This window comes from Allofournierella massiliensis, from assembly GCF_004345265.1.
Taxonomy (GTDB): Bacteria; Bacillota; Clostridia; order Oscillospirales; family Ruminococcaceae; genus Allofournierella; species Allofournierella massiliensis.
The window spans coordinates 80,143-101,430 of the sequence record NZ_SLUM01000016.1 but is presented as its reverse complement, the minus strand read 5'-3'; the positions used below and the strand labels follow the sequence as shown (position 1 = coordinate 101,430).

The following is a 21,288-nucleotide window of genomic DNA, read 5'->3' as shown; positions in this document are numbered from 1 at the left end:
TATTTCTCCTAAAATTCTTGAAAAAGTCTCTTCCGATCCTGCTTTTCGCAAAAAGTGGGGGCTGTTGCTCAACTTCCGTTTTGCAACAGCCCCTTCTTTTTATCGGTAGCTTTATCCTTCGGAAGCGGCTTCGCCGGAGCTGCTCTCACTGGTGGCAGCCTCACTGGAGACAGCTTCACTGGAAGCCGCCTCACTGGTAGTCGCTTCACTGGATGCAGTCTCGCTGGAAGCAATGTCCCCGGTGGAATCACTGGTATCGCCCAGATCCATCCTGCTCTTTTCAAACACGGTCACCTTATTGGTATCCACCAGATAAACCGTATCCTCTCCCTGCTTCTGCAGGTAGACGGTACCGGTCACATCATTGGTGGCTCCGCAGATCCAGGTGGTAGTCTCCCCGTTGGCAGTCATCCAGAAGGTCAGGGTGGGTTCTTCCAGCCCGTATTCCTCGCTGGTTTCGGTCAGCTGACGGCTGGCCTCCAGATTCACAAAGGCGGTGAGCATGCTGTTCACGCTGCTCTGATCCAGTTTGTATTCCGGATCATCCGCCAGATACCAGACGGTCTCGGTTTCCGGTTCGCTCTCTTGTGAGGCGGAGGTGCTTGCGGAATCGTCGGCGGTTTCACTGCTGTCGCTTTCGGTTTCCACAATCTCCTGCCGCTGCTCAAAATTCAGCGTATCCCCCTGCCAGGTGTAGCCAAAGCTCTCGATCTCGGAGGATGCGGTCAGAGACGTGAGGGCGATGGAAGTGTCCTCCGACGCGCTGACCGCCGCGTCCCGGTCGCTGATGGTCTGGTCCGCCAGTACGCCGACCGCCAGAACCACCAGCAAAACCACAAGCCCGATCATCAGGTTTCGTTTTGCTTTCATTATTGGCGCCTCCGTTTGATGGTGATGGCCGCACCGGCAATCAGGCAGATCATCGGCAGCACAATGGTGGTCAGGTTACCCCAGAAGGCCGCATCCCCTGCACTCACGGTGAGGGTGTCGCTGCTCAGGCTCTTGGCCGCGATCAGAATGCTGCTGTCCTGCCCGCTGAGCCAGCTGACGCAGCCCAGCAGGAACTGGTCGTTGCCGCCGCCCACCGAGGCGTTCACGTTCTGATCCAGCAGCGCCACGCTGCTCATCCAGATCACCTGGGATTCAATTCCCTCGTCCTCATTTTCGGTCCTGGTGGCTGCCACTGCCAGATCGAAGGGGCCTTCCTGGTCGCCCTCCTCCTTGTCGGTGGTGGCCATGTCGTAACCGGCCGCCTTGTTGTAGGCGGAGGAGCTGGTGCTCAGCAGACTGTCCACCGTCACGTTCTCCAGCTCGCTGGTCTGGATGGCCTGTGCATAGGGCAGCATCACATACAGGTTGGCAAGGCCGCTGGTTGCCTCGTGGCTCTCAATTTCAGGCAGCAGGTAGTAGTTGAAGCCCCGGGCATGATAGGAGGAGTTGCCCTCCACCACCAGACCATCCAGCTTGCTCAGGCCGTATTCCGCCATCAGGGCGTTCAGGTTGGGGGTGCTGGCGGAGCTGTCGCTCAGGAAAATCAGCTTGCCGCCGCTGCTCAGGTAATCCCGCAGCAGCTGCACGTCCTCGGTGGTGTAATCCACGGTAGGGCCCGCAATCAGCACCGCCGCCGCATCCTCGGGAATGCTCTCAGCCGATACCAGAGACAAATCCACCAGCTCAATGTTCTGCATGTTCAGCGCGCTCTCCTGCTCGCCGGTCAACTGCTGCTCGCCGTGGCCGGTGAGGGTGTAGACCTTGGGCAGATCCTCGGTGGTCACATAATACACCGCGCTGGTCAGCTGCTGCTCGCCGTCGAACAGCACATCATAGGTGCCGGTGGTGTAGTAGTTGCTGTAATCGTAGGTGTACAGGTCATTGGAGTCGATCACCTTGCTGCGGTCACCGCTCACCACGATGATGCTGCCCTCACTGGCCGTTTGGGCGCCATACTGCTGGGCAAAGGTGGGATAAACCGCCGGATCCTTCTGTTCCCAGCTCAGGTGCTTGCTCTCCTGGGTATAGCGATCCAGGAAGGTGACCACGCTCTCGCTTTCATAGCTGCTCTGGGCCAGATAGTAGAAGGTAACGTCCTGCTCCAGGCCCGCCAGCAGGTCCTTTGTGGTGTCGCCAATGGAATAAAGCCCGTTCTGGCTCATGTCCCACTGGGTGTATTTGCTGGGCAGCTTGCCCAGCATCAGATTCACCAGAATCACCGCCACCAGCACAAGAGCGGTAAGCACACTGGCCATTGCGCCGTTCTGGAATACAGCCTTGCTGGTAGGCTGCCCCTTCAGGGCACCCACCACCAGCGCGCCCCACTGCCGGAGGCTGCGCTTTTCCCGTGCGGGCTTTTCCTCGTTCTTTTTGAAAAACTTCATTGCGTGTTTCCTCCTCTCAGTTCCAGCGGCGCTTTTCCAGCGCCTGCCCGGTGAGGAACAAGGACAGCACAATCACGCCCAGATAATACACCAGCGCCGTAACGCTGAACAGACCGTTCACAAACTCCAGAAAGGGCTCGAACAGAGCCAGCGCCCCCAGCACGCTGGTAAAGGCACTGGTAAGCACGGCGCTTCTGGTGTTGAACAGGATGGTCAGCAGCACAAAACCCACCACAAACACACCGGCGCCCAGAGTCAGACTGCGGCTGCGCAGGCCCACGATCAGGCTCACTGCCAGCAGGATCACCACAAACGCCGCCATGGCAAGGCCGCTGCCGGTGGTGAACAGAGTCTGGATGCTGGGCAGCAGATAAGATACCAGCAGCACGCCAAAACCGGACAGCGCCGCAATGATCTGGTTCTCGGTGAGGGTGGAAAGATACATGCACACGGCGATGCAGGCCGCGCCCATGAAGAAATAGCCCAGAATGCCCGCATAGCTGGCCACCAGATCCACACCGCCCAGCATCAGCATGATCAGCGGATACAGCGAAAAGATGGCCACCGGCACTGCGAACATGGCCAGCAGCGCCAGATATTTCCCCAGCACAATACCGGTTATGCTCACCGGGCTGGTAAGCAGCAACTGGTCGGTTTTGCTGCGCTTTTCCTCCGCAAAGCTGCGCATGCAAAGCAGCGGAATGAAAATCAGCAGTACGATCACGAAGCTGTAAAGAGCAATGGAAAAGTTGGTGTAGCCGCCCTGCAGGTTGGCTGCAGTGAAATAAAGGCCCCCGAACAGCAGCATCACACCGGTGAGCAGCCAGCCCATCATGCCGCTGTAATAGCTTTTGAATTCCCGCTTGAAAATCGCACTCATTTCTCGTCCGCCTCCTCCTGTTCCGCCTGGGCGGACGCATCATCTTCCTGCCCGATTTCCCCGTCGGGCTGCACGGTGCCTTCCACCGCATCCTGCACAAATTCCAGATCCTCCGGGCACAGAGCGTCCTCTTCCTGCTCCTCCAGAATCTCCTGTGCTTCCTCGTCGCCCGCCTGTGCGGTGAGCTGCAGGAATACGTCCTCCAGGCTCATGGAAGCGGTAGTCAGTCCCAGTACCGGGCAGCCCGCCGCCGCCAGCGCAGCACTGACCGCAGCACGCAGATCTTCGCCCTGCGGCACCTGCACCGTCACGCTGGTTTCGCCGTTCTGCTGGCCGGTGATCTGAACCTCGCTCACACCAGGTACGGTGAGCAGCGCGTTCATCACGGCATCCGCCTCGCCCAGCGCGGTGATGTTCAGCGCCGAACCGGCGGTCAGCCGCTGGGCCAGTTCCTCCGGGGTACCCTGCGCCACCAGCTTGCCCTTTGCAATGATGAGCACCTTGTCGCACAGGGTGCTTACCTCGCTGAGAATATGGCTGGAAAGAATCACGGTATGATCCTTGCCCAGCTCCTTGATCAGGCTTCGAATCTCGATCACCTGGGCCGGGTCCAGACCCACGGTGGGCTCATCCAGAATAATCACCTTGGGATTTCCCAGCAGCGCGGCGGCCAGGCCGACGCGCTGGCGGTAGCCCTTGGACAGGTTTTTGATCAGCCGGTTTTCCATTTCAATCAGACCGGTGCGCTCCATGGCCTGTTCCACCTGCTCAATGCGCTCGGCCCGCTTGACCTTTTTCAGCTCGGCCACAAACAGCAGGTATTCCCGGGGCGTCATGTCCACATACAGGGGCGGCTGCTCCGGCAGATAGCCCACACAGGCCTTCGCCGCACCGGCCTCCTCCAGAATATCATGCCCGTCGATGGATACCGTGCCGCTGCTGGCGGAAAGATACCCGGTCAGAATGTTCATCGTGGTGGATTTGCCGGCGCCGTTTGGGCCCAGCAGACCATACACGATCCCCTCTTCCACCTCAAACGAGATGTCATCCACCGCCAGGTGGCTGCCATATCGCTTGGTAAGATGTTCTACTTGAATCAAAAAAGCCACACTCCTTTGGTTCCGCCGCCCACGCCGGGGCGACGGATGCATAAAAAGGCGGCCCCGACTTTGCCGAGACCTGAACCGCGCGTTTTTTTGCCCGCCTTTCCTTGTTTGAGTGTATCCTCCGGCTGTGAAAGTTTTGCAAAAGCTCTTTGAAAATCGTGAAAAAATTACCGGCATTTTCCAGCAAAAAAGCCCTTCGGGAGATTACTCCCGAAGGGCTGCGGAACATTCCTGTTATTCGTCTTTTTTCTTTTCGCCGAAGCGGTATTCAGTGCCGTTCATCAGGCGCTGGATATTGGCCCGGTGCATCCACACCACCAGCACCGCCATCAAAACAGTGCATACGCCGGTAAACAGCAGGCTGCGCTGGGTATACCAGGACCAGAGCAGCGTGAGAATGGGGTACAGCACTGCCACGGTGACCGACGCCAGACTCACGATGCGGGTAGTAAGAGCAATGGCAAAGAACACCACCAGCAGCGCCAGCAGCACCACCGGCTCGCTGGCCAGAATAGCGCCCGCGGCCACCGCGATGCCCTTGCCGCCCTTGAAGCCGAACCAGACCGGCCACAGATGGCCGCACACCGCACCGATGGCAGCCAGATACCCGGCATAAACGCCGTTCACATCCGCCCCGGTAAGCAGGGCCACACCCCAATGGCACAGCCAGACCGCCACCGCGCCCTTGGCCATATCGCCGGCCAGGGTCAGGGCCGCCGCCTTTTTCCCGTAGGTGCGCAGGATGTTGGTGGTGCCAGCGTTGCCGCTGCCCTTCATGCGCACGTCCTCGTGGTAGAGCCCCTTGCTCACCACCACGCCAAAATTGATGCTGCCCAGCAGATAACCGATCACAACGGAGACGGCCATCATCAAAATAAACGCCGGTTCTAACGCCATGGATTCACACGCTCCTTTGTTGTTTTCCGCTTTGCGGCTCTTTTACTTGGTGCTGCCGTCGCCCCGTTCCCGCACGACCATACGCACGGGGGTACCTTCCAGACCAAAGGTTTCACGGATCTGATTCTCAATGTAGCGCTGGTAGGAGAAGTGGAACAGATCCTTCCGGTTCACGAAGCACACAAACGTGGGGGGCCGGGTGGAGATCTGGGTCATGTAGTAGATCTTCAGGCGGCGGCCCTTGTCGCTGGGGGGCTGCACGCGGGCAGTGGCCCGGGCCAGCAGCTCGTTCAGCATACCGGTAGTCACCCGCAGAGCATTCTGACTGTCCACATACTTGATCAGCTCAAACAGCCGGTCCACACGCTGGCCGGTCTTGGCGCTGATGAAGATGATGGGCGCATAGCTCATGAAGCTGAAGTCGTTCATCAGCTTCTTGCGCTGGGCGTCCATGGTCTTGTCGTCCTTTTCCACCGCGTCCCACTTGTTCACGGCGATGATGCAGGCCTTGCCCTGCTCGTGGGCGTAACCGGCAACCTTGGAGTCCTGCTCGGTGAAGCCCACGGTGGCATCGATCATGATCACACACACCCGGCTGCGCTCCACCGCGGCCAGACTGCGCAGTACGCTGTAACGTTCCACGCCTTCCTCCACCTTGCCCCGCTTGCGCAGGCCGGCGGTGTCGGTAAAGACAAAGCTTCCGTACTTGTTGTCCACCTGGGAGTCGATGGCGTCGCGGGTGGTGCCCGCCTCGTTGGCCACGATCATACGATTTTCGCCCAGAATGTAGTTGATCAGGCTGGATTTGCCCACATTGGGCCGGCCGATCACCGCCACGGTGATACGCTCGTCCTCCTGATCGTTCTCGTCATCAAAATTCAGGTGCTCGCACACCGCGTCCAGCAGATCGCCGGTGCCGTGGCCGTGCACGCTGGAGATGGGGTACAGCTCGCCCAGACCCAGGCTGTAAAAATCGTACAGCTCCATGGGGGGTTCGCCGATCCGATCCACCTTATTGACCGCCAGCACCACGGGCTTGCCGCTGCGCATCAGCTGGTTGGCGATGTCCTGATCCTGGGCGGTCACACCGGCACGCAGATCCACCACCATGATGATGCACTCCGCCGCGTCGATGGCCAGCTGAGCCTGATGGCGGATATGGGTCTGGATATCATCCTCGCCCATCTCGATACCGCCGGTGTCCACCAGCAGGAAGGTGTGGTTCTGCCATTCGCAGTCGCCAAAGATCCGGTCGCGGGTCACGCCGGGGGTATCTTCCACGATGGCCAGTCGCTGGCCGATCAGCTTATTGAACAGGGTGGATTTGCCCACGTTGGGCCGGCCCACCACTGCAACGATTGGTTTTGCCATAAGAGCCTCCTTCTCTCAGTTCTTTTCGCCCCTTGGGGCTCGGGGGGTTCCATGCGGGCAGTCAGGCCAGCTTTGGCGCCAGCAGCGCCCGCACCAGATCACCGCCGCCGCTGGGCAGGATATGTACCTTCACGCCCAGGGCATGCTCCAGATCCGCAATGGACTTGGAATCCAGGAACAGATCCTTTTCGTCCCGCAGCATGACCTCCGGCACGCCCAGATGCTTGCTTTTCAGCTTGCCCTTGCACTGGTCGATGATGTCGGTGGCGGTGACCAGACCGGCCACGCTCACGTTGCCGCCGAAGAAATTGTTTTTGATGGGGTGTACCTGCACCTTCACACTGCGGTGCCGGTGGGTCAGCTCCGCCATCATCTCCTGAATCAGCGGCGCCGCCAGGGTACCGGTGACCACGTCGATGCTGCGTGGGATGGGAATGCGCCGGTGGGCGAAGGTCAGCTCTGCCAGAAATTCATCCCGGAACATCCGCCACATACCCACACCGTTTTCCAGCTGGGGAAAATCCTCATAGAATTCGCCGCCGGGAATGGGCCGCCCGGCGCACAGGTACCACTCGTCGCCGGGATAGATCATGCGGCAGCCGTTCTGAGCCTTGCAGCGGTCGCCGTATTCTTCCAGAATATCCAGCACCTCAGCGCTGGTGGCCGCGTCGTAGGGCTCCAGCTTGTACAGGCCCTTGCGGTAGTCGGTCAGGCCGCTGGGAACCGCTGCGATGCTCTGCACCGCCGGATACATGCCGGTGAGCTTGTCCAGCGTGCGGCGCAGCTCGTCGCCATCGTTCACGCCCCGGCACAGCACCAGCTGGCAGTTCATCTGGATGCCTGCCTCTGCAAATTCATCCAGATATTTCAGCACCTCGCCCGCCCGCTTGTTGGCCATCATCCGAACTCGCAGCTCCGGGTTGGTGGTATGCACCGAGATGTTGATGGGGGAAATGTGCATCTTCTTGATGCGCTCCACCTCATGCTCGTTCAGGTTGGTCAGGGTCACATAGTTGCCGAACAAAAACGACAGGCGCTCGTCGTCGTCCTTGAAATACAGCGTTTCCCGCAGGCCCTTGGGCAGCTGGTCGATGAAGCAGAACATGCAGTGGTTTGCGCAGGAATGCTTCTGGTCAATCAGATAGGTCTCGAATTCGCAGCCCAGAGGCTCGTATTCGCCCTTTTCCACCTTCAGGTAATCCAGCTGGCCATCCTTCATCACGGCCAGCTCAAAGCGTTCGCCGGCGGTGTAGAACTGGTAATCCAGCATATCGTTGATTTCGTTGCCGTCAGCCGAATAAAGCATCGACCCGGCGCTCAGGCCCAGCGCTTCGGCTGCCGAGCCTTTCTGCACGCTTTTCACGCGTACTGCCATGCCAGTTTTGCACCTTCCTTTTCAACAGGTTTCGCTCTGCACAAGAAAAAGGGGAAGGCGTAAGCCCTCCCCTAGCTCTTACGGAAAGCGGATTACGCTTCCTTCTTGATGATTTCCTTGCCCTTGTAGTAGCCGCAATTGCCGCATACCTGGTGGGGGAGCTTGTACTCGCCACACTGGCTGCACTTTACCAGTGCAGGGGCTTCCAGCTTCCACACAGAGGAGCGACGCTTGTCACGCCGTGCCTTGGAAACCTTTCTCTTGGGTACTGCCATTTTAGCACCTCCTCAATGTGAATGAAGTTAATTCAGCAGTTGTTTTAATATAGCAAGCCGTTCGTCTACGGGGGTAGTGGAGCCCCCCTCACAGCAGGTGCAACCCGCTGCTTTGGGTTTACCGCAAACATGGCATAGCCCTTGGCAATCCGCACTGCACAGCAGCACGGTTGGAATTTCCATCACAAGTTCCTCGCACGCCAGCTCCTTGACCGAAAGCTTGCCTGCCTCGTCGATGGGCAATTCCTGATATTCATCGCTCAGCTCCTGCTCACGCACCAGCCATTCCCGCTCGATCGAACAGGGATATTCCACCGGTGCAAGGCAACGGGCGCATTCTGCCTGTGCCAATGCGTTCAGGCTGAGCCGCAGCACAACGCCTTCGCCGTTCAGCGCGGCGTCAAAGGTGCCTGTGACCGTCTGCGCAATCTGGTAACCCGGGAAATCGTAATCGCTCAGGTCCAGCTGCAGATCCGCGTGATAAGGCACACGGCCGGTCTGAAAAAACTTTTTCAGGTCGAATTGCATAGTACACCTCTAAAAGACTGCCTACCTAGTATACCGAATCCCAGAGGGTTTGTCAATACCAAATTTCGGGCGGGAACCAATTTTTTTGGCTCCCGCCCGCGCATGAAACGATTACAGGTATTTCTTTACGTCCTCGGGCAGAGTCTCGAGGGCAGCAGAAATGGTAATGGTAACGTTCACGTTCTCCCCTGCGATGGCCTGTACGTCGTCCAGGAATTTGCCCAGACCGGCCAGATCGTGGTCGCCGACCTTCAGGATGCCGTCCACAAACAGCTCGGTGATGTCGTAGTTGCCGGCCAGAACGCCTGCAACAAAACCGTACATCATGTTGTAGCCGGTGATGTGATACTCATCCAGGTCGATCAGGCGGGCGGCGTGATCGATGTCATAAGTCAGCTTCATGGATTTCTCCAGCACAACAACGTTGCCAGTGGTGGTCTTGGTAACTGCGTTGATGGCCTCGATCATGGCTTTGGTTTTGCCGGTGCCTTTCGTACCAACGATCAGTTTAATCATAAGAGGGTACCTCCTTCTATTTTGCGAAACGCGGCATGCCGCGATTTCCCTTTATGTCTCCCCGTTTATCCGCCGGGGGAGCGGTTTATCAGTTCAGCTTCGCTTCCAGCTCAGCCTTGCGATCCTCGTAGCCGGGCTTGCCCAGCAGAGCAAACATGTTCTTCTTGTAGCTTTCCACGCCGGGCTGGTCGAAGGGGTTCACGCTCAGCAGGTAGCCGCTGATGGCGCAGGCCCGCTCGAAGAAGTAGATCAGGTAGCCCAGATCGTACTCGTTCAGGCTGGGGGTCTCCAGCACGATGTTAGGAACATCGCCGTCGGTGTGGGCCAGAATGGTGCCCTGCATGGCCTTCTCGTTGACCACGCTCATGTTCTGGTTGGCCAGGAAGTTCAGGCCGTCCAGATTCTCCTCATCGGCTTCGATGAACAGATCCTGAGAGGGCTTGTGGATGTTGACCACGGTCTCGAACATCACGCGGGAGCCTTCCTGCACGAACTGACCCATGGAGTGCAGATCGGTGGAAAATACCACGCTGGTGGGCATGAGGCCCTTGTTGTCCTTGCCTTCGCTCTCGCCGAACAGCTGCTTGTACCACTCGTTCATCATGGTGAAGTTGGGCTCATAGGCGGCCAGCAGCTCCACAGCCTTGCCCTTGCGGTACAGGATGTTGCGGGCGGCGGCGTATTTGTAGCAGTCGTTTTCCGGAGTGCACTTGGAGTACTCCTCACGGGCGGCGGCAGCGCCCTGCATCAGAGCGTCGATATCGCAGCCGGCGCAGGCGATGGGCAGCAGGCCCACGGCGGTGAGCACCGAGTAACGGCCGCCCACATCGTCGGGTACAACGAAGGTGGGCCAGCCCTCTTCGTCGGCCTGCTTCTTCAGAGTACCGCGGCTGCGGTCGGTGGTAGCGTAGATGCGCTTGGCAGCGCCTTCCTTGCCATAGCGCTCTTCCAGGTACTTTTTGAATACGCGGAAGGCCAGCGCAGGCTCGGTGGTGGTACCGGACTTGGAGATCACGTTCACGCTGACCTCCTTGCCCTCACAGCAGGCCAGGATGTCCTGCAGGTAGGCGGGAGAAATGGAGTTGCCCGCGAAGAAGATCTGCGGGGTCTTCTTGCAGGTGCAGTTGTACATCTGACCCTTGATGGCCTCGATGGCGGCACGAGCACCCAGATAGGAGCCGCCGATGCCGATCACGACCAGCACGTCGGAATCCGAGCAGATCTTCTCGGCCGCGGCCTTGATGCGTGCAAACTCTTCCTTATCGTAATTTACGGGCAGGTCGACCCAGCCCAGAAAGTCGTTGCCGGGGCCGGTGCGGCCTTCCAGCATCTCGTGCGCCGCTTTTACCTGAGGCCAGATGGCTTCGAACTCAGTGTCCTTTACAAATTTTGCAAGATATTTACCGTTAAATTTAACGCTCATATCGCTGCCTCCCACCATGTGTTTTCTTTGTTATAACTATACCGTTTCACATGCTAAAAGTCAAGGGCAGCAGACAGTTCGCACAAATATTTCCCATAGGATAAGGCAGCCCGGAAAGGTGCTGTTCACACTCTTTCCGGGCTGCCTTTTACCGCATATTTTCTCAATGTGCCAGAAGGCCCTGCCACAGCCGTTCCATGGCCAGCTTCCAGCTCAGAGCCGGCACATCGGCCGCAGCGGTCACCGGCCAGCTTCCCAGCCCGGTTTCGCCAACATACACTGTCACCCGGCCCACCTCGTCACCCACAGCCACCGGGGCTTCTGCGTTCTCGGTCAGTTCAAGCTCTGCCCTCAGTCCCCCTTTCTCTCCCTTTTGCAGCAGAATCGTGCCCGGCGTCTGGTAATTCAGCGCCACGGTTTCCTGCGCGCCGCCATTCACCGGCAGGAATGAGGGTGCATTTTCCGGCGCGGGGGCCTCGACCCGGGTGAAATTGGCAAAGCCGTAATCCAGCAGCGCGGTGGCAGCATCGAACCGCTCGGCGCTGCTGGACGCGCCCAACACCACCGCGATCAGCGACAGACCGTCCCGGGTGGCACTGGCGGAAAGGCAGACTCCCGCCCCGCCGGTGGTTCCGGTTTTCAGCCCGGTGATTCCCTGATAGCGCCGCATCAGCTTGTTGGTGTTCACCAGCTGGGTCTGGCCATCGCGCAGGCTGTCCGTCCAGATGCCGGTATAATTCAGGATCTGCGGGTGACGGTTCAGCATCTCCCGGCTCATGATGGCCACATCCCGGGCGGTGGAGAGATGGCCCTCCTCATCCAGCCCGCAGGCATTTTTGAAGGTGGTGCCGGTCATACCCAGCTGGGCCGCCTTCCGGTTCATCTGCTCCACAAACACCGGCTCGCTGCCGCCCACCATCTCGGCCAGCGCCACTGCCGCATCGTTGGCGCTGGCCACGCAGACCGCCCGGAGCATCTCGTCCACAGTGAACTGCTCACCCGGTTCCAGCCAGATCTGGCTGCCGCCCATACTGTATGCGTGCTCAGTCACCGGCACCGTGTCCTCCAGTGTAAAGCGGCCCTCCTCCAGCCCCTCCATCACCAGAAGCAGGGTCATCACCTTGGTGATGGAGGCGATGGGCATCCGGGTATCCGCCTCCTTTTCATACAGCACGGTGCCGCTTTCCTGATCAATCAGGATCGCCGCCCGGCAGGGCACGTCAAACTGCCCCAGCGCGAACCGCCCTGCCTGCACCTCCTGCGCATGGGCCGGCAGGGCCAGCCCCACAAACAGCACCGCCGCCAGAACCAGCGCAGCCGCCCGTCGTTTTGCCATAAAACCTCCACCCTTCTTCCCGGGGTCTTTTCGCCGGCCCGCGGGCGTTGTTCATTCGTTCAACTCTATGTTCCGCTTCGCCGGAATATGCCCGCCCCGCTTGCCTTTTTGCCATTCTCCCCTATAATATAAGAGAAGTATTTCCCTTAAGAAAAAGGAGCGAATCCATGCGCGTAAGTTTTTACACGCTGGGCTGCAAGGTCAATCAGAACGAGACCGGCGCGCTTGCCCAGCTTTTCCGTCAGAACGGATACACTCTGGCCGGCCCCGACGAGGAGGCCGACGTATTTGTGGTGAACAGCTGCACCGTCACCGCCGGGGGCGATAAAAAAAGCCGCCAGTGGCTGCGGCGGGCCAAGCGCCAGTATCCCGGCGCGGTCACCGTGCTCACCGGCTGCTACCCGCAGGCCTTCCCCGAGGAAGCCGCCGCAGTCATGGAGGCGGATGTGGTGATGGGCAACGCCAACCGGCACGCCATCCTGAACAATGTGGCCCGCGCGCTGGAGGGCGAACGGGTGGTGGACATCGCCGCTCATGAAAAGGGCGAGGCCTTTGAGGAGCTGCCCATGGAGCGGTTCGAGGGCCATACCCGGGCCTTTATCAAGGTGCAGGACGGCTGCAACCGCCAGTGCGCCTACTGCGTGATTCCCCGCGCCCGGGGTCGGGTGCGCAGCCGCAGTGAGGCCAGCATCATCCGGGAGCTGGAGGCACTGGCCGCCGCCGGATACAAGGAAGTGGTGTTCAGCGGCATCAACCTGCCCAGCTACGGGCAGGACACCGGCACCAACCTGATCGAGCTCATCGAGCACAGCGCACAGGTAAAGGGCATCGAGCGCATCCGCCTGGGCAGCCTGGAGCCGGACCTGCTCAGCGACGAGGACATCGCCCGCATGGCCCGCACCGAAAAACTCTGCCCCCAGTTCCATCTTTCGCTGCAAAGCGGCTGCACCGCAACTTTGCGTCGGATGCGCCGGGTCTACACCGCCGAGGAATACGCCGCCGTGGTCAGAAAACTCCGTGCGGCCTATAACGGCGCATGCAGCTTCACCACCGACGTGATCGTGGGCTTCCCCGGCGAGACCGAGGAGGAATTTGCCGAAAGCGTTCGTTTTGTGCAGGAAATCGAATTTTTGAAGGTGCATGTGTTCCCCTACTCCCGCCGCGAGGGCACTCCCGCCGCCACCTTCCCGGACCAGATTCCCGAAGAGGAAAAGGCCCGCCGGGTGCACATTCTGCAAACCGCGGCGGATGAGGTACGCGGCCGCCTGGCCAACGAGCTGACCGGTACGGTGGATACCGTGCTTCTGGAAAAGCCCCTCAGCACAAATCTGTTCACCGGCTACACACGGCTGTATCTGCCGGTGGTGGTCAGCGCCCCCGGCGCAGCGGCCGGCCAGATCCTCCCCTGCCGCCTGGGCGAGTGGGATGGCGAACGCTGCCGGGCAACTGCGGTGCAGCCCTGACCGGGTGCACAAAAAATATCTGCTTTCTTCCCACTACTTGCCCGCTGTGGCGCTTGCCCCATTGGGATGAGTATGTTATATTTTTATTGTATGCGAACCCCAACGCATTTTGGAAGGAGTTATGTGATTATGAGCAACATGCGCGGTATCTACACCTCGGTTACCGAGATCCGTCGCCGGGTCTTTACCGAAGTGGCCCGTCTCTCTTATGAGGGTCAGAACTACGCACAGGAAGTTTCCCGCCTGCCCTACAAAATTATTCCGGGTGAGGTCAACAGCTTCCGCAACAGCATTTTCCTGGAGCGCGCCATCGTTTCCGAGCGCATCCGTCTGGCCATGGGCCTGCCCCTGCGCCCCATGGATGAGCAGGCGCCCACCAACGCCGGCATCGAAAACAGCGTGATCGCTCAGAAGTACTACGATCCCCCGCTGGTGAACATCATCAAGTTCGCCTGCAATGCCTGCCCCGAAAAGAAGGTGGAAGTGACCAACCTCTGCCGCGGCTGCCTGGCCCACCCCTGCGTGGATGTGTGCCCCAAGGAGGCTCTAACCTTCACCCCCGGCGGCCAGACCGTAATCGATCAGGACAAGTGCATCAAGTGCGGCAAGTGTGTGGATGTGTGCCCCTACCACGCCATCGTGAAGATGGAGCGCCCCTGCGCCGCTGCCTGCGGCATGAACGCCATCCACTCCGATGATCTGGGCCGCGCTCAGATCGATCAGGACAAGTGTGTTTCCTGCGGCATGTGCCTGGTGAACTGCCCCTTCGGCGCCATTGTTGACAAGGGCCAGATCTTCCAGCTGATCCAGAGCATTCGTCAGGGCGACCGTGTATACGCCATCATGGCTCCCGCCTTTGTAAGCCAGTTTCCCGGCCTGACCGTGGGCAAGCTGAAGGCCGCCATGCGTCAGCTGGGCTTTGCGGACACCTTCGAGGTTGCCGTGGGCGCCGACCTGTGCACCATCGAGGAAGCCAAGGACTTTATGCGTGAGGTTCCCGAGCATCAGCCCTTCATGGCCACCAGCTGCTGCCCCAGCTGGAGCGTGATGGCCAAGAAGCTTTTCCCCGAGATGGCCGACTACATCAGCATGGCCCTGACCCCCATGGTGCTGACTGCCCGTCTGGTAAAGAAGCATCACGGCAAGGACTGCAAGGTGGTCTTTGTTGGCCCCTGCGCCGCCAAGAAGCTGGAAGCCAGCCGCCGCACCATCCGCAGCGACGTGGACTTTGTGCTCACCTTTGAAGAGCTGATGGGCATGTTTGAAGCCCGTGAAGTGGACTTCGACAATCTGGAAGTGGATCCCGCCGACGACTTCAACAAGGCTTCTGCCGATGGCCGCGGTTTCGCGGTGAGCGGCGGTGTTGCCCAAGCTGTTGCGAACGCGATCAAGAAGCTGGATCCGGACCGCGAAGTCAAGGTTGCCAGCGCCCAGGGCCTGGCCGAGTGCAAAAAGCTGCTCATGATGGCCAAGGCCGGCAAGTACAACGGCTACCTGCTGGAAGGCATGGGCTGCCCCGGCGGCTGCATGGGCGGCGCCGGTACTCTGGCCGATCCCGTGAAGGCTGCTGCCGCTCTGGCCAAGTACAAGAAGGAAGCTCCCATCGAAACTTCGGTGGAGAGCCCCTACGAAAACGATCTGGCTTTCCTGAACTGATCACATTTCCGTTCAAATGCACAAAACCCCGGTGGGAAACTCCCACCGGGGTTTTTATTTATTGCGTCAGTTTGCCTTCACCGGGTAATCACTCAGATTGACCACACCCCAGCCCTCAGCAGTGCGCACCCAGGCAGTAGACTCGTCCGCCGCACTGGCTGCTCCCAGAAACTCCATGCTGGTTTTCTGGCGGCCGGTCAGGCTGATGTAGCCCCAGCCGCTTTCGGCCTTCACTGCGGCCCGGTCGCCGTTGAAGGGCAAGGCTTCCAGATACTGGCAGGGAACCATCTCTTCGCCGGTCTCCTGATTCACATAGCCCCACAGCCCGTTCTGCTTCACCGCAAAGGTACCGGTGCTGGCCCGCTGGATCTCTTCATACACCTGATCGTTCAGGGCCGTACCATCCGGCTTGAACAGTCTGTAGCCTTCCCCTTCACTCAGCAGGACCGGGTTGGACTCATCCTTCAGGCTGTACCCCTTCCAATTCGCGTCCTCTGTCGTCGTGGAGGTGGTGGTCGTGACCGTTACGATCATCGGCTCCAATGTGTTCACCATCGTGGAATCCCAGGGAATCAGCGTTCCTGTATCGGCCACATACAGGCCGCCGGATGTTTTGTCGTAGTACATCGGCATTTCAAACGCGCCATGCCCGCCGGAGCCAATCACCTCGCCCTTGGCGTTATAGATTTCGGTCTCCCCTTCGTTGGTGATGCCGCACACCGGGCACCAGTGGACGTCCTTTTCCGCCGGAATCACAATGTTGCCTTTCAGGTCGATCACGCCGGTTTTCCCGTTCTGAGTAAAGAAGGCCAGCTGCTCCCGCTCCTCCAGGCTCAGCTGAGTCTGCGAAGGCGCGGAGTAATCCGCCAGCGAAGCAACGATGTCAATGTCCTTCACCGGCCCAACCACAAAGCCGGCCTGCGGTTTCGGGGTTGCGGTGGGCTCCGCACTGGGCTGAGGCTGCGCCGTGGAGGGTGCGCTGGTCTTTTCCGGGCCGATTTCGGTCACATCATAGCCATCATTCGACTTTTTGCAGGCGGTAAAACTCACCGCCAGGCACACCGCCAGCGCGGCGGCAATCCATTTTTTATTCAAAGGGGATTCTCCTCTCTGTTCTGGCCCTGCGCGCCTTTGCAGCGCGGGCCGGGTTTTCGTTATTGTACCACGAAACTGTGAATTTTTCAAAAACAGAAGCTTTCAAAACGCAAAGCGGCCTGCCGGTTCCGGCAGGCCATTTGTATTACTTGTGGTACTTGATATGGTTGTTGATGGCGAACGCACGATACAGCTGCTCGGTGAGCACCAGACGGGCCAGCTGGTGGGGCAGCGTGATCCGCCCCAGGCTGATTTTCATGGCTGCCGCCTGCTTTACCATGGGGGCCAGTCCGTGGGAGGAACCGATTACAAAGGTCATATCCCCCGCGCCGCTCATGGCCCGGTCCGCGATGGCTGCCGCCAGCTCCTCACTGGAAATCAGCTTGCCCTCCACGCACAGCGCCACCAATGCAGCGCCCTTGCGCAGGTTGGCCAGAATCGCCCGGCCCTCCTTTTCCAGTGCTTTGTCGATCACCGCCTGGCTGGCGTTCTTCTCGCTGATGGTCTCCTCCGGTAGCTCGATGATACGGAACTCGCAGAAGGCCCCCAGCCGTTTTTGATATTCGGCAACGCCCGCGGCAAAATAGCTCGCATTCAGCTTGCCAATGCAGATCAGATCAATCTTTTGCATAACTCAAAACTCCATCCAGTCGCTGGGTTCGTTGCGCTTCTGCGCCTGAATCACCACGTTCTCGCCGGGCACAAGCCCCGCGCACAAAATCGCTTCCCGCACTGTGGCCAGCGCCAGCTCGGGGGTGTTGTTCTCCCTGCTCAGGTGGCACAGCGCAATTTTTTCGCAGCCATCCTGCAACAGTTCCAACACCTTGGCGGCGCATTCCGCGTTGTCCAGATGACCCCGGTCGGACTGGATGCGCCGTTTCAGATGATAAGGGTAAGACCCCATCATCAGGCAGTTGCGGTCGTAGTTGGATTCCAGCGCCGCCAGCTTCACCCCGGCCAGCGCCTGATGCACCTGGGGTGTGAGCACGCCCAGGTCGGTGGCAATGGCCATGACCCCGCCGTCCGGCGTGCGGATGCGGTAGCCGCAGCAGGGCACATCGTGGCTGGTGGGGAATGCCTCCACCACAAAGCCGCCAATTTCCTCCGGCCTGCCCTCGATGGCAATCAGCTCCGCTGCCGGAGGCACCAGCTCCATATCCAGCAGGTTGTCCAGCGTGGCACTGCAGCCGTAGACCGGCACATTATAATGCTTCAAAAACACCCGCAGGCCCTGAATATGATCCGAGTGCTCGTGAGTCACCAGGATGCCCTGCATATCGGCCACAGCCAACCCCATCTCCTTGAGGGCGTTCAAAGTGGTGCGGCAGCTTTTGCCCATGTCAATCAGCAGATACTTGCCCTCGCAGCGCACCACCGAGCAGTTTCCGGAGGAACCGGAATAAAGAGAAGTAAAAAATGCCATGAATTCTCCTATATGTATACAAAAGACCGCGGAAAACGCAGCTCCGCGGCCTTTTATCATCTTCGATCAGAGTGTGATCACAGCGCCTGCGGCAGACCGGCGGCGGGCTTTTCCACCCGGCGGATGTCTGCGCCCAGACCCTGCAGCTTTTCCACCAGATCCTCGTAGCCGCGCTCGATGTGCGCGATCTCCGACACCTCGCTGGTGCCTTTGGCGCTCAGCGCGGCCATGACCAGCGCAGCGCCTGCCCGCAGGTCGGACGCACGCAGAGGAGCAGGCTGCAGCTCGGGCACGCCCTCAATCACAGCCACCTGACCGTCCACCTGGATGTTGGCGCCCATGCGCACCAGCTCATCCACATAGCGGAAGCGATTCTCCCAGATGCCCTCGGTCACGATGGAAGTGCCCTTGGCGGTGGTGAGCAGCACGGTCATCAGGGGCTGCATATCGGTGGGGAAGCCCGGATGGGGCATGGTCTTAATCTTCAGCGGCATCAGATCGCCGGTGCGGCATACCCGGATGGAGTCGTCATACTCCTCCACGGTAACGCCCGCCAGCTCCATCTTCGCGGTGATGGGCTCCAGATGCTTGGGGATCACATTCTTAATCAGCACATTGCCCCCGGTGATGGCGGCGGCCACCATGTAGCTGCCGGCCTCGATCTGGTCGGGAATGATGGAATAGGTGCAGCCGTGCATGCTCTTTTTGCCGCGGATACGAATCACATCGGTGCCCGCGCCGCGCACGTCGGCGCCCATCATGTTCAGGAAATTGGCCAGATCCACGATATGGGGCTCCTTGGCCACGTTCTCCAGCACAGTCTGACCCTCGGCCAGCACGGCGCTGAGCATGGCGTTCATGGTAGCGCCCACCGACACATTATCAAAGAACACGTGCGCGCCCTTCAGGGGGCTGCCGCTCACCTTGATCATGCCGTATTCCACCGAATCGCCCGCACCCAGGGCGCTGAAGGCCTTCAGGTGCTGGTCAATGGGGCGGGGACCCAGGTTGCAGCCGCCGGGCATGGCAACCTGGCCGGAGCCGAAACGGCCCAGCAACGCGCCCAGGAAATAGTAACTCGCCCGCATCTGACGGGACAGATCGTCCGGCACCTCGGTGCTGTTGATGTGGGTGGTGTCGATCTCATAGGTATTTTTATTGAGCATCCGCACCTTTGCGCCCAGGGCGGTGAGGATCTCCAGCGAGACGGCCACATCGCTGATGGCGGGCACGTTCTCGATCACACATTTATCGGCTGCCAGGATGGTGGCGGGCAGAATGGCTACCACCGCGTTCTTCGCACCGCTGATGGTCACTTCGCCCTGAAGGGGCTTACCCCCGTTGATAACAAATTTCTCCACGATAACTCTCCTTTGCGCGCTTTGAGGCGTTCTGCTTCAACTGCATCACAACTGTTATATTATACACCGGATCCCCGCGAAATGAAAGGTTTGAGAGTAGTATTTACGCAATTTGTAACCTCTATGCGCGGATAAACCGCATGGGCCCGGCCGTTTTTGTCTGATTGGTCAACAATCGTTTTTTCCTGAAAAACAAAAGCGGTCAAAATAACCCGTTCACAGAAAAAACCTCGGACTTTTCCAGGCACTGCCCGGGAAAGTCCGAGGTTTATCATAGCAGTTTTTTCGGCTTAGCGCAAGCCTTTTTGCGGGTTTTCAACCGGTTTTCCACTTATTTGTAGGGGAACCACTCGCGGGCGGAGCGGCGCACACCGTTCACATACACCTCGAAGTGGCAGTGGTTACCGGTGGAGTTGCCGGTGGAACCCACGTAAGCGATCACATCACCCTGACTTACCGCCTGGCCCACATGTACGTTCAGCCGGCTGGCATGCGCGTACAGAGTCTGGTAGCCGTTGCCGTGGTTGATGATTACATAGTTACCGTAGCTGTAATGATAGCCGGCCGTGGTAACCACGCCGCTGTCTGCCGCATAGATGGGGGTACCATAGGGGGCACAGATATCCGCGCCCTTGTGGTAACTGCTCATCCAGCGGCTCACATAGCTGTATCCAGGCACAGGCCACATCAGCGTACCGCTGCCGGTGCTGGCCAGGTCACCGTTGGCCAGCTTCTTGCCCTTGGCAATGATCTTGGTCACCGGCTCCTGCACCACCACCCGGTCGATGATGGTGGTTTCGCTGGGCGTGGAGGAATCGCCATAGAACACCTGCTGCTGGGTTACTTCGGCCAGACCTTCTGCACCCTCCTGCACGATTTTGGTGGTGCCGAAGGCCAGATTCTCGTCCTCCTGCTCCTCCGTGCTGTACGGAATGGTCTCCTGATAGGTGCTCACCAGTGTGCGCTTTACCTGCAGATAGGGCATCGCCTGGCTGATGGTCAGCTGACCGCCCACCGGGAAACCGGAGCTGGAATTGAAGTCCAGATTCGGATTCTGGGCCTGCAGCTCGTCCACGCTGATGCCGAAGCTGCCTGCAACAGTCCAGGGGGTATCGCCCGACTGGATGGTATAATACACAGCCCCCTGCTCCTCGCCGTGGAACTTGTCGATGATCTCGCTCACCGGTACGATGGTATCGGTGAAATAGAGGCTGTTTTCCAGCCGGATGTCCTTGGTGAACTCCACAGTCAGATTCGGATTATCCGGATCCTCATAGGGTGCAATCATGCTGTCCAGATCCTGCTGCAGCACATCCCCTTCTGTGGTCACTGCAATCAGCTCGTCGTTCACATAGACACCGGTGGCATTCTGGATCTCATCGCTGGAGCTTTCCAGAATGGCAGCCGCCATCTGGTTTTCGTCCATCACGTCTTCGCCCACCGCAATCTGGTAGGAGGGCTCCACCGTCCAGCCTTCCCGATCCGTGCCCGCGTAGTTGATACGCTGGGCCACCTCATCCTTGGCGGAGTCGAACACCTGCTCGGTCTGCACATAGCCCACCACGCTGCCGTTCACTTCCACCGCCAGAACATAGTTGTATTCCAGCACGGTATGTACCGTATAGCCGAACACCGCCAGCGCCGCCACCGGCAGCACGTATGCCACCGCACGGCCCAGAAGCGGGAAATATTTGTGTACGCCGGAGGCAAAATACCGCAGGCCTTCCTTGGCCGCATGGGCCGTTCCTGCCTGTTTTTCCTCCTGCACCCGGGCGCGGATATTCTTTGCGCCGTTTGCCATGCGGGTGAACGGCGCCGTAAGATCCTGCGCACCGGTTTTCAGTGCACTCTTCACATGGTCTGCCACCTGGTTCCAGATCCAGGTAACCCGTTCGCCCAACTGCCGGATACAGTTCCACACAAAGCGGACCAGACGCCGGGCAGTATATTCGCCCCAAAAGCCTACGTTATATAAAAACTGCCCCAGCACCGCTGTTTCCGGGTGCCGTTTGGCCCGCTCAATCCAAGGGACAGCCTTTTGCAGAATTTTCTGTTTGATCGCTTCCCATCTGCCCGGGCCTTTTCCGGGAGAGGGGGAGCCGGTCTGCTGCTCTTGTTGGTTGTTCTTTTCTTCCGTTTCCGGGGTCTTTTCCAAAATCGCCAGCCTGACCGCCCTCCTTCCTTGCTTTTATACATCCCTCATTATAG

19 protein-coding genes are annotated in these 21,288 nt (G+C 59.2%); 2 read left to right on the top strand and 17 right to left on the bottom strand.

Annotated elements, in window-relative coordinates; all coding sequences use genetic code 11:
• Positions 1-111: 111 nt before the first annotated feature.
• The 12 genes from EDD77_RS10575 to EDD77_RS10520 form a co-directional block, all read right to left on the bottom strand.
• The gene (locus EDD77_RS10575; RefSeq protein ID WP_058967134.1) at positions 112-870 is read right to left on the bottom strand and encodes a DUF4340 domain-containing protein; all 759 of its coding nucleotides are present in this window, start codon (positions 868-870) and stop codon (positions 112-114) included.
• Positions 870-2,375 (bottom strand): GldG family protein, encoded by a 1,506-nt coding sequence (locus EDD77_RS10570; protein ID WP_058967135.1) that lies wholly within the window; start codon positions 2,373-2,375, stop codon positions 870-872. The genes EDD77_RS10575 and EDD77_RS10570 overlap by 1 nt, the downstream gene beginning before the upstream one ends.
• Positions 2,376-2,391: 16 nt before the next feature.
• Complete coding sequence (locus EDD77_RS10565; RefSeq protein ID WP_058967136.1) at positions 2,392-3,255, bottom strand: ABC transporter permease; 864 nt, start codon at positions 3,253-3,255, stop codon at positions 2,392-2,394.
• A complete protein-coding gene (locus tag EDD77_RS10560) occupies positions 3,252-4,355 on the bottom strand; it encodes an ABC transporter ATP-binding protein (RefSeq protein ID WP_058967137.1) in 1,104 nt (367 codons plus the stop codon). Before EDD77_RS10560 ends, EDD77_RS10565 begins: the two co-directional genes overlap by 4 nt.
• Before the next feature lie 240 nt (positions 4,356-4,595).
• Complete coding sequence (gene plsY, locus EDD77_RS10555) at positions 4,596-5,258, bottom strand: glycerol-3-phosphate 1-O-acyltransferase PlsY (RefSeq protein ID WP_077138631.1); 663 nt, start codon at positions 5,256-5,258, stop codon at positions 4,596-4,598.
• 42 nt (positions 5,259-5,300) lie between these two features.
• On the bottom strand, positions 5,301-6,629 hold the full coding sequence (der, locus tag EDD77_RS10550; protein WP_058967138.1) for a ribosome biogenesis GTPase Der: 1,329 nt from the start codon (positions 6,627-6,629) through the stop codon (positions 5,301-5,303).
• Between the two features lie 61 nt (positions 6,630-6,690).
• Positions 6,691-8,004, bottom strand: coding sequence for a DUF512 domain-containing protein (locus EDD77_RS10545; protein ID WP_058967139.1), 1,314 nt, complete (start codon positions 8,002-8,004; stop codon positions 6,691-6,693).
• A gap of 92 nt (positions 8,005-8,096) precedes the next feature.
• The gene (gene rpmF / locus EDD77_RS10540) at positions 8,097-8,279 is read right to left on the bottom strand and encodes a 50S ribosomal protein L32 (RefSeq protein ID WP_058967140.1); all 183 of its coding nucleotides are present in this window, start codon (positions 8,277-8,279) and stop codon (positions 8,097-8,099) included.
• 27 nt (positions 8,280-8,306) lie between these two features.
• Positions 8,307-8,807 (bottom strand): YceD family protein, encoded by a 501-nt coding sequence (locus tag EDD77_RS10535; protein WP_058967141.1) that lies wholly within the window; start codon positions 8,805-8,807, stop codon positions 8,307-8,309.
• A 111-nt stretch (positions 8,808-8,918) separates the two neighbouring features.
• On the bottom strand, positions 8,919-9,323 hold the full coding sequence (locus EDD77_RS10530) for a hypothetical protein (protein WP_058967142.1): 405 nt from the start codon (positions 9,321-9,323) through the stop codon (positions 8,919-8,921).
• 88 nt (positions 9,324-9,411) lie between these two features.
• Complete coding sequence (locus EDD77_RS10525; protein ID WP_058967241.1) at positions 9,412-10,746, bottom strand: glucose-6-phosphate isomerase; 1,335 nt, start codon at positions 10,744-10,746, stop codon at positions 9,412-9,414.
• A gap of 163 nt (positions 10,747-10,909) precedes the next feature.
• A complete protein-coding gene (locus tag EDD77_RS10520) occupies positions 10,910-12,082 on the bottom strand; it encodes a D-alanyl-D-alanine carboxypeptidase family protein (RefSeq protein WP_058967143.1) in 1,173 nt (390 codons plus the stop codon).
• 167 nt (positions 12,083-12,249) lie between these two features.
• On the opposite strand from EDD77_RS10520, the gene mtaB reads away from it, so the two are divergent.
• Together mtaB and EDD77_RS10510 are read left to right on the top strand one after the other, a co-directional pair.
• Positions 12,250-13,545 carry a tRNA (N(6)-L-threonylcarbamoyladenosine(37)-C(2))-methylthiotransferase MtaB gene (mtaB, locus tag EDD77_RS10515; protein ID WP_058967144.1) on the top strand — a complete coding sequence of 432 codons (1,296 nt, stop codon included), beginning with the start codon at positions 12,250-12,252 and terminating at the stop codon, positions 13,543-13,545.
• Between the two features lie 138 nt (positions 13,546-13,683).
• Positions 13,684-15,201, top strand: a complete 1,518-nt coding sequence (locus tag EDD77_RS10510; RefSeq protein ID WP_058967242.1) for a 4Fe-4S dicluster domain-containing protein — start codon at positions 13,684-13,686, stop codon at positions 15,199-15,201.
• Positions 15,202-15,267: 66 nt separating this feature from the next.
• On the opposite strand, the gene EDD77_RS10505 is transcribed toward EDD77_RS10510, so the two are convergent.
• From EDD77_RS10505 to EDD77_RS10485, 5 genes are all read right to left on the bottom strand, one after another.
• Positions 15,268-16,296: a WG repeat-containing protein gene (locus EDD77_RS10505; protein ID WP_058967145.1), complete on the bottom strand. Its 1,029-nt coding sequence runs from the start codon at positions 16,294-16,296 to the stop codon at positions 15,268-15,270.
• A 145-nt stretch (positions 16,297-16,441) separates the two neighbouring features.
• Positions 16,442-16,927 (bottom strand): 23S rRNA (pseudouridine(1915)-N(3))-methyltransferase RlmH, encoded by a 486-nt coding sequence (rlmH, locus tag EDD77_RS10500; RefSeq protein WP_058967146.1) that lies wholly within the window; start codon positions 16,925-16,927, stop codon positions 16,442-16,444.
• 3 nt (positions 16,928-16,930) lie between these two features.
• Positions 16,931-17,719, bottom strand: coding sequence for an MBL fold metallo-hydrolase (locus tag EDD77_RS10495; protein ID WP_058967147.1), 789 nt, complete (start codon positions 17,717-17,719; stop codon positions 16,931-16,933).
• Between the two features lie 77 nt (positions 17,720-17,796).
• Positions 17,797-19,080: a UDP-N-acetylglucosamine 1-carboxyvinyltransferase gene (locus EDD77_RS10490; RefSeq protein ID WP_058967148.1), complete on the bottom strand. Its 1,284-nt coding sequence runs from the start codon at positions 19,078-19,080 to the stop codon at positions 17,797-17,799.
• 331 nt (positions 19,081-19,411) lie between these two features.
• Positions 19,412-21,235, bottom strand: a complete 1,824-nt coding sequence (locus EDD77_RS10485) for a peptidoglycan DD-metalloendopeptidase family protein (protein ID WP_058967149.1) — start codon at positions 21,233-21,235, stop codon at positions 19,412-19,414.
• Positions 21,236-21,288 lie beyond the last annotated feature (53 nt).